Below are 13,000 nucleotides of genomic sequence, written 5' to 3'. Positions count from 1 at the left end.
CTGATTAGCTGTCCTGTTCCCGGCGCAGGTGGTCGAAGGCGTGAAACTGCCAGGGGCGCTGCGCCAGCACTAGACCGATGTTGATGCGCTGCTCCGGTGGTAGGCTCAGGTCGGCCTTTAGCAGCTCGGCGAACTCCTGCTCGAGCAGGCGCATCTTCTTGATCAGCAGCGCCGCAGAGCCAGCGGAGAGCTCGCCAGAGAGGAATTGGCGGTGGCTGTGCTGGCCGCTGAAGCTGGCGTCGAAGAACTCGGCTTTCACCCGCTCCTCGTAGAAGCGCACGATCGGGCCGTTGGGGATCCACTGGAAGTCAGGGGCCACCAGCAGGCGGATGCGGTTGCCCGGCTGCAGCTCGATCAGCCGCAGCCGGTCGAGCTGGGCCAGCAGCTGGATGCAGTCGTGCTCCGGGATCGCATAGTCGTGCAGGATCTGTGGCAGACTCCAGTGGTTGCGGATTAGTGCGATCAGCAGCAGCAGCCGGATGTCGCCGATCAACTCCTCCTCCTGCTCCCAACTCAACTGGCTGGTGGAGTGTTGGGCCCGCTCCATCAACCGCATCAGGTCGAGCAGCTGCATCTCCATCAGCGCGCAGATTGCTTCGATCCGTTCAAGGGTGAAGCGGCCGCTGGAGAACATCCGTTTGACGCTGGCCTCGCTGATGTGGATCTGACTGGCGACCTGGGCGTAGGTGAGGCCCTGTTGTTTTAGTGCCTGTTTGAGTGTGCTGATGAGGAGCTTCTGTTGCGACATGAAAAAGTATAAAAATATGATACGAAAGTTGGCGTATTTGTAGACGATCTTTGTAAAGGTTTCAATCTGTTTCCTGCTGGGCAATCCTGAGGCTGCAACGAGTCAACCATCAGGAGAACAGAGATGAAACCAATCCTTGCATCAACCCTTGTCGCCCTCACGCTTGTTTTTTCCACCCAGCAGAGCGCTGCCGAGGGCAGTATGGGCCACTCAGCCGCTGCTGTGCATCATTCGGCCGAAGGGCTGGGATATGCCAGCATTGCTGGTGCGCAGGTTGTCTCCGGGGTGGTGGCGGTGCCACTGATGGGCAGTGGTCAGCTCGGTCAGGCCAGCGGTGCGCTGGGGGATGTGCTGTGGGCGACGGCCAATGACAGGGCGCGGCCGTTGCCGGTCACCGACAAGGTAATCAGCGCCGGGCCTGCGCCGGATCAGGCATTACAGTTGCAACAGGGAGGTGAGTGAGATGCGTACACTTCGAGTATTTCTGATGCTGCTTCTGCTCAGCGTTAGTGGATTGAGCATCGCCGGCAGTGGTAGTGGTGCGGAGGGTGCTGAACTGCGTTTCGATCCCGTGCAGACCGCAAGGCTGGCGAAACAGGTGGAGTACCTGGCCGCAGAACGGGGGGCGCGGGTGATCATCCTCGGCCGGGTGGGGCGGCCTGCTGATCAGTTGCCGGAGGGCGTGGAGTTCACCCATGTGGCTTTTGCGGTCTACTCGCAGATCACCACCGATGAGGGTGTCCAGCTGCCAGGTTATGTGGTGTATAACCTCTACCAGCGCGCCGATCAACCGGATGTGAGTGATCTGGTGCGGGACTATCCGGCCGACTTTTTCGTCGCGGTTGAGCAACTCAAGGCGGGTATTATCATCCCCACTCCTGAGATGCAGCGCCGCCTGCTGCAGGTGATCGCCTCGGAGAGCTATAGCAAGTTGCACAATCCTGCCTATTCGGTGAGTGCAAATCCATACAATTCCCAGTTTCAGAATTGTACAGAGCACACTCTGGATGTGCTCAATGCGGCGCTCTACCAGACCGATGATGTGGCGCAGATCAAGGCCAACAACCGCGCCTACTTCAAGGCACAGCGGCTTTCGGTGGCACCACTGAAGCTCATGCTGGGTGCGCTGCTGATGCCCGATCTGTCGCTGCAGGACCATCAGGGGCCGCTGCAGACCGCTACCTTCAGCACTATTGCCGCCTATATGGAGAAGTATGGATTGGCCGATGAGGTGATCCGACTTGGCATGTAGTGATCCTGCAGGCCCTTGCGGAAGCAAACATGGGTGATCGTCAGGCAAAAAAAAGCGGGGCTCCGGTTTTTCCGGAGCCCCGCTATTTGGGTTTATCAGTTACCCGATTCGAAGGCGCCGACGTCAGGGGCGCTGCCGTTGTACTTCAGGCTCACGCCCTGGCCACTATTCCAGCTGAGTGAGCGGTCGAGAGTCAGGGTGTTGGTGTTGTAATCGATGCTGACAACTCTGGCAGCCTGACTGTCACCATCCAGCATGATCTCATCCCCCTGCTCGCCGGGGATGTCGAAGCCATCATAGAAGAAGCTGGCATCCTCGACCGGCAATTCGGTGCCGCTGCCGGCGCTCAGGGTCTGGGTCAGGAAGGTACCGGCGTCGATTAGCGGGCTGTCGTTTTGCAGACGGAAATCGCGGCCGCTTTCGTCAATAAAGCGGGCGTCTGTGACCACCGATCCGTTGCGGAAGTTGCTGTCCCCGCTGTTCCACTCTGCGATGGTGCGCTGCGAGGTGGAGGTACGATTGCCGTTGCCCTTGACCGCCAGGAATTCCTGGTCACCACTGGCGTTGACGAAGATATTGGTGTCGAACTCATAACCGTCGCTACGATCGATGTAGGCCTGTACCGGCTTGCCCTTCAGGGTATTGTTCCACCAGTCCCAACGGCTGTCGTTGTTGACGAAGCTGCTGCCGCCGAGCAGGTTGTTTTTGAAGATGTTATCGAAGAACTTGTCACCGCCTGGCTGCAACCAGGTGCCGGCGAACTCGGAGGAGTGCATTACGTTGTTGTAGACCCGGTTGCCCCAGTTGTTTTTCGCTTCGACGCCATAGATCGCCATGCGTAGGCCGGGGCCAGTGGTGTCGTGGAAACGGTTGAGGCGGATGATGCCCTGCTGACCGGCATACTGGATGCCGGAAAAGGGTGACTTGTTGCCGGAGTTGGCGGTGTAGTCGAACTCATTGCCCTCGATCAGATTGCGGCGGGTCGAGTCATACTTATAGGTCTTGACCTGACCATCGCAATCGTAGACCTCACCGTCCTTCTGCTGATCGTTATAGAAGTAGTTGTTGCGCAGCACATTGTAGTTACCGCAGCGGATATCCCACAGTGCATGGTGGGCGTTGCGAATGGAGTTGCCCGCCACCAGATTGCGTTCCGAATCAACCAACGAGAGTGCATCGTCCGCGTTGTCCTCTAGGGTGTTGTTGAGGAAACGGTTGTGGCTGGCGTGGAAGAAGAAGATACCGGCCTTGGAGCCTGCAGTGTCGTAGGCCTGGCTGAAGCTGTTGTCACGCACGATGTTGTTATGCGCCTCCAGAAAGTAGAGCCAGCGTCCCACCTTTTCGACGGTGAAGCCCTGGATTACCACATACTCCCGGTCGGTCAGGTCGATGGCGGGCTTGAGAGTGGCGCCGGTGATGGTGACTGTCTCCGAGTCATAGTTGCGGAAGGTGACATAGTTGCCGGCCGCGCCATCGTTGCGCACCTTCAGCTGCTCCTTGAAGCGGCCTTCGCGGACATAGACGGTGTCGCCTGCCTGGGCGACGGCTGTGGCACCACTGAAGGAGTCGAAGGCGGTGTCGCTGCCACCGCCGCAGCTGCGGTCGATGATGGAGTAGTCGGTGCAGCTGGAGCTGCTGATCTGGTTGTCCACATAGTAGTTGTTCCCTGAACCACCAGCGCCGATTGCCTCAGATACGTTGATTGAGAAGGCGGGCAGGGCGACGCTGGATTGGCCATCTGTGACCTGGATGGTGATCCCGGAGTAGCTGCCCACATCGCCGCTCTGCGGGGTACCGCTGAGGGTGCCGGTATTGGTGTCGAACTGTGCCCAGGAGGGCAGGCTGCTGATGCTAAAGTCGAGATCATCGCCATCCGGGTCTGCAGCGCTGGGAGTAAAGCTGTAACCACTGCCAGCTTCGACTGAACGGGTGGGGTTGCCGCTGATGGAAGGGGCAGCACTGCTGGCTCCAACTTCGATGGAGAAGGCAGCGAGTGAGCTGCTGGCCTGACCGTCAGTCACTATCAGAGTGATGTTTTGGTAGACGCCAGCGTCACCCGTGCCAGGGGTGCCAGAGAGTTGCCCGGTCTGGTCGTTGAAGCTGGCCCAGGAGGGCAGGTTGGTGATGCTGAAGCTGAGTGCATCGCCATCCGGATCGCTGGCGCTGGGGGTAAAACTGTAGTTGCTGTTTTCTGCCACGCTGGAACTCGGGCTGCCGGAGATCGATGGCGCGCTGTTGCTGTTGCCACCAGAGGATGAGCCGTCGGTTACCTCGATGTTGAATACGATGTCGGCATTTGCATGGCCGTCGAAGACGCCGATGCGCACGTTCTGGTAGAGGCCCAGATCATTGGAGCTGGGGGTGCCGGTTATGGTGCCGTTTTCGGGGGCAAAGACAGCCCAGGATGGCAGGTTGGTGACATTGAAACTGAGTTGATCACCATCCGCATCGCTGGCGGTAGGGGTGAAGTTGAAAGTGGAATTCACCGCTACGCTGCTGACCGGTGTGCCGGAGATCAGCGGTGCCCGGTTGGGCCCGGTGCCCTGATTACCTGCCTGGATGATGCCGCCAAGCCGTACCTCCTGTAGATAGCGAGTGGAACCCACGAGTGAGGAGAAATCGTTGCTGACCGTATCGGGCAGAACCTGATCTACTGCTGTTGGGGTAACATTGCCGGAGAGCCGGTCGAGTGCATCGGCGAGGGCGGTCAGATTAGCGCTGTTGTCTACTTGGCGGGCGGCTGCCACCGAGCGGCGCGCCTGCTCGATCATGCGGCGGTTGATGCGTACATCTCCGGTCCGTTGGGTAACGGCGGGGGCGGTGGTCTGGATGGCACCGTCGAGAGCCGTGCTGGCGTCGACGTTATTGACCTTCAGACGGTTGTGCATCGCTTCGTAGAGCACCTCGCTGGAGATTACGTGCAGCAGGGCGGCATAGCGCTGGCTGGCAGCATCGTCACCTTCACCGTCGAGGCTGCCATCCACCAGATCGTCGGCGAGAGCATCCATCACTTCATCTACGGTTACATTGCTGCTCAGCGCGTTGTCGCGTACCCGTCGTAGAGCCTCCGCCAGGGTCTCACTTGATTTGATCATCATCGGCAGATTGTTGTTGGTCAGTGAAGCGGTGATCGGGTCCGCCATCAGGGCGGGATCGAAACCGAAGTTAAGCAGTTCGATGACGGTGTCCCTGGCATTACTGACATTGCTGCTGGTGAGGCCGCCCTTGGCACGAGCCAGCTTGACGATCATGCTCGAATGGGGGTTGAGGTTAGCGTTCGACTGGGAGGCGTTGACGACCGTCGATTCCAGCTGGAAGTCCGGTGCCATGCCAGTCACCAGGTCGATGCCGCCTTCCGCTTCGATGGTGAGAGGGAAGGCGTTGGTGGGCACGCTGACATCAAACGAGTAACGTGCCATGCCATCTGAAGTGGTGGTGGCGAGGATGTTGTTGGAGGCGTCCCGCAGACGTACGGTTGCGTTAATAATGGGGCCGTCCCCCACGCTGCCACCGATGTTCAGTTGGGTGGTCTGTTCGCTGCCGCCACCGCTGTCGCCGATCGCCGGGGCAGTGCTGCTGTCACTACCGCCGCAGCCAGCCAGCAGCAGTGCGCTCAGCAGGGTGGGGATAAAAATTCGATTGATGCTAGGTGCGTACATGGTGGCACTCCGGTATGCGACTCAGTTGGTGCAAAGGTACGGAATCGGTGTAAAGAATTCCGACATCTGTGTCACATAGCACGGCTGAAAATTATGGATCTGAAGGTCGCTGGTGTGAATCGTGGGCTGCTTCTCATTAAGAGTGCGGTTTTTTTCACACCAATTGGGAAATGAAATCTTGTTGGCAAATGGTGAGGATTGGTCGGCAAAAGTGGTGATGTGAGCTGGCTCTCATCTGAAGTATCACTTTTGGCATCGATTGAGATTGGCCACTCCAGGAGTGCTGCTGGTTCAGAATTCGATACTCTGCTCCACCTTGGTACCGGCGTGGGGCAGAGTCAGGTCGGGAGGTGTTTCGCGGGGTTGCGTCGGAGGTGATGAGATTATTCTGGTCGCTCCAGAGGCGGTGTCTCTTTGATGTAGAGATCCTGTTTGCTGTAGGGGATCTCGATCCCCTCCCGGTTGAAGCCATTGTAGATGGCGGTCAGCAGACGGTCGACGGCCTGGCCGCGCAGCCTCGGCTCATCGACCCAGCAAAGTAGTTCGAAGTCGAGGCTGGAGCCGCCCAGGGCGCGAAATCGTACCCGGGGTGCAGGGTCTGAGCAGATCAGTGAATCCTGTTCGGCGATGCTGGTGAGCAGCTGGCGCACCTGCTCCACATCAGATCCATAGGCGGCTCCTACTGGCACCCGGATGCGATATTTCGGGTGAGGGCCGCCGCTTTCATTGATCACCTTAGCGTTGCCCATTATCGAGTTGGGGATGGTCAACTCCACATCATCGCGGGTCAGCATGCGGGTGCTGCGGATACCGATATGGGTAACCGCGCCCCGTTCGCCGCTGTCGAGCACGATATAGTCACCGATCTTATAAGGGCTGTCGGCGAGGATCAGCACCCCGGAGAAGAGGTTGGCTAGGGTGTCTTTGGCGGCGAAACCGACTGCGATGCCGACGATGCCGGCAGAGGCGAGCCAGGCGCTCATATCGATGCCCCAGGAGATGAAGATAAGGTAGAGCGCGATCGCAATGATCAGCAGTACCATCAGATTTTCGAACAGCGGCAGGGTTTGTGCTTGGATGTAGTTGAAGCGATGCGGATCGGCGGCGAGTGCCTGCAGGCCTGAGCGGGAGAGGCTGATGGCGAAGCGCATCCAGACGAAGATGCCGATAGTTTGCAGCAGCGCGATAGTCAGATGTTGGCTTGGTTCGCTGAGCGGCAGAAGATGTACCGCGATGGAGAAACCGGTCATCAGGATGGTGTAGAAGAGCGGTGTCTTGAGAGCGTCGACCAGAGCGTCGTCGAACTGGGCGCGGGTCAGTCCGGCGAGGCGCTTGAGGATACCCAGCAGGATCCAACTGATGCCCTTCGCCAGCAGCAGAGTGACGATAACAACCAGCAAGGACTGCAGATAGGGTTGATCGGGAAACTGGGCCAGCAGTGGCAGAACTTTGGCTTCAATCGACTCCATTGCGATCCTCTGCACTGTCAATAGGGATTGCAGAGGATTCTACCCCCTTGCGGGGGTTGTGAGGCATGGAAAATCTAAAGTGGACTCAGCTTAGCAATTGAATAGGCGCTCGATAGCGTCCAGTCCATCCTGCACGATCTCATCCAGCTCCTGGGGATCATCATCGTGCTCGTATGCGAGCATTGAGTAGGCGGCGAGGGATTTTAGGCCCAGCGCGATCTTGCTGACATCTGCGAGATTGAGGTCCGTGTTGGCCCTCAGGCTGCATTCTTCGCTCATGATACTGCCTCCGCGAATAATGGTAGGAGGCGTTATTGTTACTGGGTCAGCCGCCAGGCTGTCAAAGTGAGAGTTGCCTTGGATTGATCCTGGTCAACAATTGCTGCTGTTTTGTGATCCCGGTTCGCTCCAGCGCTACAGAGTTTGTGCTGTCACATCCACATAGAGACGGATCTTCTGTCCCGGCTGTAGATATTTTTCCGGTAGCTTATTCCACTTCCTGAGATCAGCCACGCTGACCCGGAAACGCTTTGCAATACGTGCCAGCGAGTCGCCGCGCCGGACCTTGTAGGCGATCTTGCTGCGCGTTCCGCTGGGTTGAGTGGTGGGCAGGGAGACGTGGGTAGAGGTGGCCTTGTTCACCCAGAACACCAGTTTCTGACCGGGTCGGATCGGGTCGCCGGGCGCCATGCCATTCCACTTTGCCAGCTTGCGATAGCTGATTCCATGACGCTTGGCGATCTCCCAGAAACTGTCGCCTTTTTGTACGATGTAGATCTGCTTGTTGCCCTTGCGGGACTTGCTCAGCAGCTTGTTTTTGCGCTGTTTGCTGCTCAAGGCGTAGTGGTTGAGGCGCTTGGTGGAGATCGGAATCAACAGGTGTTTGCCGGCGCGAATCTGATTGCCTTTCAGGTTGTTGACCTGTTGCAGCAGCTTGGTGGTGGTGCCGTGTTTGCGGGCGATCACGCTGAGGCTGTCGCCGCTGCGGATCTTGTAGCGTTTCCATCGCAGCCGCTTCTCTGCAGGCAGTGTCTCCAGCTCGGTGAGAAAGCCCTCTACCTTGTCGAGAGGTAGATTGAGCTGGTGCGGGCCGGCCGGGTCCGTGGCCCAGCGGTTGAAACCGGGGTTGAGCAGGTAGAGCTGTTCGATATCGATATCGGCCATCTCTGCGGCCAGTGCCAGGTCGAGCTGGGATTGGATGTCGATGGTCGCGAAATGGGGTTGGTCTGGGAGTGGTTTCAGGCTGATGCCGTGTTGCTCAGGATTGGCAAAGATGGCGCTGATCGCAAGTAGACGTGGCACATAGGCGCTGGTCTCCTTCGGTAGCTTGAGTGACCAGAAGTCGGTGGGCTTGCCCTTTTTCTGATTGCGGCGGATCGCCTTGCGCACATTGCCGGCGCCGCAGTTATAGGCGGCCAGCGCCAGTTCCCAGTCGCCGTCGAATTGTTGGTTGAGCGCCTGCAGATAGTCGAGGGCCGAGTGGGTGGCGGCAACAATGTCGCGGCGACCGTCATACCACCAGTTCTGCTTCAATCCGTAGAGGCGCCCGGTGGAGGGGATGAATTGCCAGAGGCCGGCAGCACGCCCGGGGGAGTAGGCGAAGGGCTGGAAGGCGCTCTCCACTGCGGGTAGCAGGGCGAGTTCGGTTGGCATCTGGCGCTTGTCGATCTCCTCCAGAATAAAGTGGAGGTAGGGAGCGGCGCGTTCCTGCAGTCTGCCAAGGTATTCTGGGTGGCTAGTGTACCAGTCGATCTCCCGTTGTACCCGGGCGTCTGCTGGGATCGGCAGTGAGAGGCCGAGTTGCAGACGCCGCCAGAGATCCTGCGGCGCTGGAGCTTCGGGCTCCCTGAAGGTGATCTGGTCAGAGAGCTCAGGGGGCTCGGTCAGGATCGGCTCAGGAGTGGACGTCTCGGAGATTTGCGGCTCTGCATCAGCGGGAGGAGTGGCAGGAGCGGCTGAAATAAGCTGCTGGCTGGCTTGGGTGGCGGCTTCTGTGACTGCCTGGCTATTATCTGCGTCTGCAGTGGCCTGCGGTAACAGGCTCATTGCCTGGCTGGAGGAGATGGCTGCGCTTGCCAGGAGGAGAGTAAGCGCGCGAACCGCGGTGATCTGCTGCATGGCAAGCCCCTGTCCCGTTTGAATGTGCCGATCGTCGAGGCTGGCAAATATAGGCAAATTGGCGATTAATTTCCATTTTCATATGCGCATCGTCCAGAATATGGGAATTATTATCACTGTAGATTAGGGGCAAACTGAGGAGTCTCTGGATGAATTTGGGCCGCAAGACTGCCGGCCATGATTCATTAGAGGCTCCCTGAGGTAAAGCATGCAGAGAGAGCTCCAAGCCTGGTTCGCGAGGATGCCAGGACAGGTGTTGGCAGAGCAGGAGCAGGCGTTGATCGAGGAGTGGGGAAGCAGCCTGTTTGGTTACCATGTGGTGCAGCTAGGTGCCCCCGCCGCGACGATGGACCTGCTGGCCACGTCACCCGCCCGGCATCGCATTCTGCTCAGCAAGGAGGACGGCGCAGGCGGCGCAAGTCCGGCTCTGATAGGCGACTGCACACGCCTGCCGTTTGCCACCGACAGCGTGGACGGCGTGGTGTTGCCCCATACCCTCGATTACTCGACTGATCCGCACCAGGCATTGCGGGAGGTGGAACGTATCCTGATACCAGAGGGGAGGGTGCTGATCACTGGCTTCAATCCGTGGAGTCTGTGGGGGATGTGGCAGCTGTTTCGGCTGCGTCGCAGGCAGCCCCCCTGGTGTGGTCATTTCTTCGGTGCGGGACGTATTCAGGACTGGCTTTCGCTGCTCGGCTTCGGCCTTGAGCGGATCGACTGGCTGATGTACCGTCCGCCCCTTGCCAGTCGGCAGCTGATGGAGCGGCTGGCCTTCCTGGAGAAGAGTGGCGCGCGTTTCTGGCCGATGCTGGGCGGTGTCTATCTGATTCAGGCGGTCAAGCGCACCTCGACCCTGACGCCTCTGCGACCGCGCTGGCGCATGGGCAAACAGGTGTTGCCGGCAAATGCAGTTGAACCCACCACAAGAAATTTACATGAATGATTTGATTGAGATTTTTACTGACGGTGCCTGCAAGGGCAATCCGGGGCCCGGCGGCTGGGGCGCGTTGTTGCGCTTCGGCTCACATGAAAAACGCCTCTGCGGCGGAGAGCCGGAGACCACCAACAACCGCATGGAGCTGATGGCGGTGATCCAGGCCCTGCGCGCTCTGAAGCGTGCCAGCCGGGCGCGTGTCACCACCGATTCGCAGTATGTGAAGAACGGCATCACCCAGTGGATCCACAACTGGAAGCGCAATGGCTGGAAAACGGCGGCAAAAAAACCGGTCAAGAACGCCGACCTGTGGCGCGAGTTGGATCAGGAGGTGGCGCAGCATCAGGTTGAGTGGGCCTGGATAAAAGGGCACAGCGGTCATCCTGAAAATGAGCTGGCGGATCAGCTGGCCAATCAGGGCATAGAGGGGTTGCGGTCACGATGAGACAGATTGTCCTGGATACAGAAACCACCGGTCTGGAGCCGCAGCAGGGCCACAGGATCATCGAGATCGGCTGTGTCGAGATGATCGATCGCCGTCTCAGCGGCAACAACTTCCATCAGTATCTGCAGCCCGATCGAGAGATCGATGCTGGTGCCATCGAGGTGCATGGCATCACCAATGAATTCCTTGCCGACAAACCGCGTTTTGCCGATCTGGCCGCAGATTTTCTCGACTATATTCGTGGTGCCGAGCTGATCATCCACAATGCGCCCTTCGATGTGGGGTTTCTGAACCACGAGTTACAGCTGATGGGGGCGGATTCGCCGCCGATCGGGGAGCTGTGCGCGGTAATCGATACCCTGGTGATGGCGAAGAAGATGCACCCGGGGCAGCGCAACAGCCTGGATGCACTCTGTAAACGCTACGATGTCGACAACACTCAGCGGGAACTCCACGGCGCGCTGCTCGATGCGGAGATCCTCGCCGATGTCTATCTGGCGATGACCGGTGGACAGGCTACTCTCTCCCTTGAGATGACCCGTGCTGAAGGGGAATCAACGGGCGATGTGGATGGGGGGATCCGGCGACTGTCAGCAGGTCGGCCAGCCCTCAAGGTGGTCAAGGCAAATGCTGTCGAGCTAGAGTTGCACGAGGCTCGTCTCGAGGCTATGGGGGAGGGGTGTATCTGGAGAAAAGAACTGCCTGTCGAGTGATCTGGCAGGAGTCTTTAAGCCCTTGATTGATTCGATGTGCGAACGCTATCGATTCCGTGAATGATATCGTTGAGTCGGGGCAGATCGAGTAACTGTACATGTTTTCGCTCGACCTTGAGTAAGCCCTCCTCCTGAAAGCGGGTGAAGAGCCGGCTGACTGTCTCCACCGCCAGTCCTAGATAGTTGCCGATCTCGTGGCGGGACATGCTGAGGAAGAAATCGGTAGCGGAAAAGCCACGCTTTTTGAAGCGCTCGGAAAAGCTCAGAAGGAAGGTGGCAAGGCGCTCTTCGGCACTCTTTTTGCCAAGCAGGGTGAGCATCTCTGTTTCCTGGCCGATCTCCCGGCTCAGCAGACAATACATCTGGTGTTGCAGGCTGGGCATGGCGCTGCTCAGCTCTTCGAGACTATCGAATGGGATCTCACAGACAGCAGTGGTCTCAAGGGCTCTAGCAGAGCAGCTGTGACGCTCGTTCTGGATCGCATCGAGTCCGATTAATTCGCCGGGAAGATGGAAGCCAAGCACCTGCTCGCTGCCATCTTCGCTTGGGGAGTAGGTCTTGACAGATCCGCTGGTGATGACTCGCAGACTGTGGAAATCATCACCTTCGCGGAATAGGTGGTCGCCACGGTGGAAGGGACGACCGCGTTTAACGATGCTGTCGAGCCTCTCTACATCATCCGGTTCCAACGCAACCGGCAGGCAGAGGGTTGCAAGACTGCAGTTTTTGCAGGCGACTTTGAGGTTCTCGAAAGAGACGACTTTCCGATTGGGCAAGCTACAACTCCGATGCCGGCATGAGATTTCAGCTCTCAATGGTGGATGGGGCTATTCTCCAAAGGTTATTGAGTTGGATCAAGCAATTTACGTATCGGATATTGAGTGAAGGAATGATTTTTGCCAACAAATAACGCGGCTGTTCCCGTGAAACCCGCCATCGGTCGCCGGATGGGGTGAGCTGAAGGCAATAAAAAAGGCCGAACCCGAAGCGGGCCGGCCCTTTTTACTATGCAACCGATCCTTTACTTGGATTCGGCCTGCGGAGCGGCGGGAGGCGGAGCCGGGTAGCCGTAAGGTGCGCCATAGGGAGCACCATAGCCATAAGGTGCGCCGTAACCGTAAGGTGCGCCATAGCCGTAGGGGCCGCCATAGTAATCACGGTAGCTATTGTAGCCGCGACCATAGCTGTTGCCACGGGCGTTGCCGCTCATGCCAAAGCTGAAGTCACCGGAGCCGTCGCCATAGCCATCACCCCAGCCGTCGTTGCCGTAGCCACGGTTGCCGCCCCAGGGGCCACCGCCCCACCAGGCAGAAGCAGCGGAAGATGCAACAATCAGTGCAGCTGCACCCACGACTTTTGAAAACTTCATCATATTTCCTTCCTCAACGTTCAGTGGATAGTTTGCCCGACTACAATGCCCCGTTGGGTGTTTGGAAATGACCCGCGAAGATCCTTCCGTCCGCTTGTTATCTATTTCCCCGCCGCCTGCGCGCCAGGTTGGCATTTATAGTTAAGCTGCGAAAATCGCCACCTGATTATAGTTGGGAGTAGGGGATATTCAACACCCGAGTGCAAGATAAACCCACCACGATGTCCAGCACTTTTGGGGGTATGCCATCCATGATGTGAATTGAGGGAAGCGGCTCGATCTGTTAATGT

Annotated in this window: 12 protein-coding genes; 5 read left to right on the top strand and 7 right to left on the bottom strand. The window is 58.3% G+C overall.

The annotated features are described in order from the left end of the window. Positions 1-4: 4 nt before the first annotated feature. The gene (locus tag RIFP1SYM_RS08235; protein ID WP_005961790.1) at positions 5-832 is read right to left on the bottom strand and encodes a helix-turn-helix domain-containing protein; all 828 of its coding nucleotides are present in this window, start codon (positions 830-832) and stop codon (positions 5-7) included. Positions 833-871: 39 nt separating this feature from the next. On the opposite strand from RIFP1SYM_RS08235, the gene RIFP1SYM_RS08230 reads away from it, so the two are divergent. Both RIFP1SYM_RS08230 and RIFP1SYM_RS08225 read left to right on the top strand, forming a co-directional pair. Next, on the top strand, positions 872-1,210 hold the full coding sequence (locus RIFP1SYM_RS08230; RefSeq protein WP_005961788.1) for a hypothetical protein: 339 nt from the start codon (positions 872-874) through the stop codon (positions 1,208-1,210). A 1-nt stretch (position 1,211) separates the two neighbouring features. Further along, a complete protein-coding gene (locus RIFP1SYM_RS08225; protein ID WP_006475207.1) occupies positions 1,212-2,000 on the top strand; it encodes a DUF2145 domain-containing protein in 789 nt (262 codons plus the stop codon). A 95-nt stretch (positions 2,001-2,095) separates the two neighbouring features. On the opposite strand, the gene RIFP1SYM_RS08220 is transcribed toward RIFP1SYM_RS08225, so the two are convergent. The 4 genes from RIFP1SYM_RS08220 to RIFP1SYM_RS08205 form a co-directional block, all read right to left on the bottom strand. Continuing rightward, the gene (locus tag RIFP1SYM_RS08220) at positions 2,096-5,659 is read right to left on the bottom strand and encodes a putative Ig domain-containing protein (protein WP_005961784.1); all 3,564 of its coding nucleotides are present in this window, start codon (positions 5,657-5,659) and stop codon (positions 2,096-2,098) included. Positions 5,660-6,042: 383 nt separating this feature from the next. Further along, complete coding sequence (locus RIFP1SYM_RS08215) at positions 6,043-7,128, bottom strand: mechanosensitive ion channel family protein (RefSeq protein WP_006475209.1); 1,086 nt, start codon at positions 7,126-7,128, stop codon at positions 6,043-6,045. A 90-nt stretch (positions 7,129-7,218) separates the two neighbouring features. Then, positions 7,219-7,407, bottom strand: a complete 189-nt coding sequence (locus RIFP1SYM_RS08210; protein ID WP_005961780.1) for a hypothetical protein — start codon at positions 7,405-7,407, stop codon at positions 7,219-7,221. A gap of 135 nt (positions 7,408-7,542) precedes the next feature. Further along, on the bottom strand, positions 7,543-9,246 hold the full coding sequence (locus RIFP1SYM_RS08205; RefSeq protein ID WP_240991682.1) for a lytic transglycosylase: 1,704 nt from the start codon (positions 9,244-9,246) through the stop codon (positions 7,543-7,545). A 208-nt stretch (positions 9,247-9,454) separates the two neighbouring features. On the opposite strand from RIFP1SYM_RS08205, the gene RIFP1SYM_RS08200 reads away from it, so the two are divergent. The 3 genes from RIFP1SYM_RS08200 to dnaQ are packed head-to-tail and all read left to right on the top strand — an operon-like array spanning position 9,455 to position 11,341. Beyond that, positions 9,455-10,192 (top strand): class I SAM-dependent methyltransferase, encoded by a 738-nt coding sequence (locus tag RIFP1SYM_RS08200; RefSeq protein WP_005961776.1) that lies wholly within the window; start codon positions 9,455-9,457, stop codon positions 10,190-10,192. Beyond that, a complete protein-coding gene (gene rnhA, locus RIFP1SYM_RS08195) occupies positions 10,185-10,628 on the top strand; it encodes a ribonuclease HI (RefSeq protein ID WP_006475211.1) in 444 nt (147 codons plus the stop codon). Before RIFP1SYM_RS08200 ends, rnhA begins: the two co-directional genes overlap by 8 nt. Then, on the top strand, positions 10,625-11,341 hold the full coding sequence (gene dnaQ, locus RIFP1SYM_RS08190) for a DNA polymerase III subunit epsilon (RefSeq protein ID WP_005961772.1): 717 nt from the start codon (positions 10,625-10,627) through the stop codon (positions 11,339-11,341). Before rnhA ends, dnaQ begins: the two co-directional genes overlap by 4 nt. A gap of 14 nt (positions 11,342-11,355) precedes the next feature. On the opposite strand, the gene fnr is transcribed toward dnaQ, so the two are convergent. Both fnr and RIFP1SYM_RS08180 read right to left on the bottom strand, forming a co-directional pair. Further along, on the bottom strand, positions 11,356-12,117 hold the full coding sequence (fnr, locus tag RIFP1SYM_RS08185; RefSeq protein ID WP_006475212.1) for a fumarate/nitrate reduction transcriptional regulator Fnr: 762 nt from the start codon (positions 12,115-12,117) through the stop codon (positions 11,356-11,358). Positions 12,118-12,362: 245 nt separating this feature from the next. Then, positions 12,363-12,713, bottom strand: a complete 351-nt coding sequence (locus RIFP1SYM_RS08180) for a sulfur globule family protein (protein WP_006475213.1) — start codon at positions 12,711-12,713, stop codon at positions 12,363-12,365. Positions 12,714-13,000 lie beyond the last annotated feature (287 nt).

This window comes from endosymbiont of Riftia pachyptila (vent Ph05), assembly GCF_000224455.1.
In the GTDB taxonomy this organism is placed as follows: domain Bacteria; phylum Pseudomonadota; class Gammaproteobacteria; order Chromatiales; family Chromatiaceae; genus Endoriftia; species Endoriftia persephonae.
This window is presented reverse-complemented; position numbering and strand designations above follow the sequence as displayed.

What these genes read in the sequence shown, in the direction of transcription:
- RIFP1SYM_RS08230 (WP_005961788.1), top strand. Translation starts at nt 872, where the DNA reads ATGAAACCAATCCTTGCATCAACCCTTGTCGCCCTCACGCTTGTTTTT.
- RIFP1SYM_RS08225 (WP_006475207.1), top strand. Translation starts at nt 1,212, where the DNA reads ATGCGTACACTTCGAGTATTTCTGATGCTGCTTCTGCTCAGCGTTAGT.
- RIFP1SYM_RS08220 (WP_005961784.1), bottom strand. Translation starts at nt 5,659, where the DNA reads ATGTACGCACCTAGCATCAATCGAATTTTTATCCCCACCCTGCTGAGC.
- RIFP1SYM_RS08215 (WP_006475209.1), bottom strand. Translation starts at nt 7,128, where the DNA reads ATGGAGTCGATTGAAGCCAAAGTTCTGCCACTGCTGGCCCAGTTTCCC.
- RIFP1SYM_RS08210 (WP_005961780.1), bottom strand. Translation starts at nt 7,407, where the DNA reads ATGAGCGAAGAATGCAGCCTGAGGGCCAACACGGACCTCAATCTCGCA.
- RIFP1SYM_RS08205 (WP_240991682.1), bottom strand. Translation starts at nt 9,246, where the DNA reads ATGCAGCAGATCACCGCGGTTCGCGCGCTTACTCTCCTCCTGGCAAGC.
- RIFP1SYM_RS08200 (WP_005961776.1), top strand. Translation starts at nt 9,455, where the DNA reads ATGCAGAGAGAGCTCCAAGCCTGGTTCGCGAGGATGCCAGGACAGGTG.
- rnhA (WP_006475211.1), top strand. Translation starts at nt 10,185, where the DNA reads ATGAATGATTTGATTGAGATTTTTACTGACGGTGCCTGCAAGGGCAAT.
- dnaQ (WP_005961772.1), top strand. Translation starts at nt 10,625, where the DNA reads ATGAGACAGATTGTCCTGGATACAGAAACCACCGGTCTGGAGCCGCAG.
- RIFP1SYM_RS08180 (WP_006475213.1), bottom strand. Translation starts at nt 12,713, where the DNA reads ATGATGAAGTTTTCAAAAGTCGTGGGTGCAGCTGCACTGATTGTTGCA.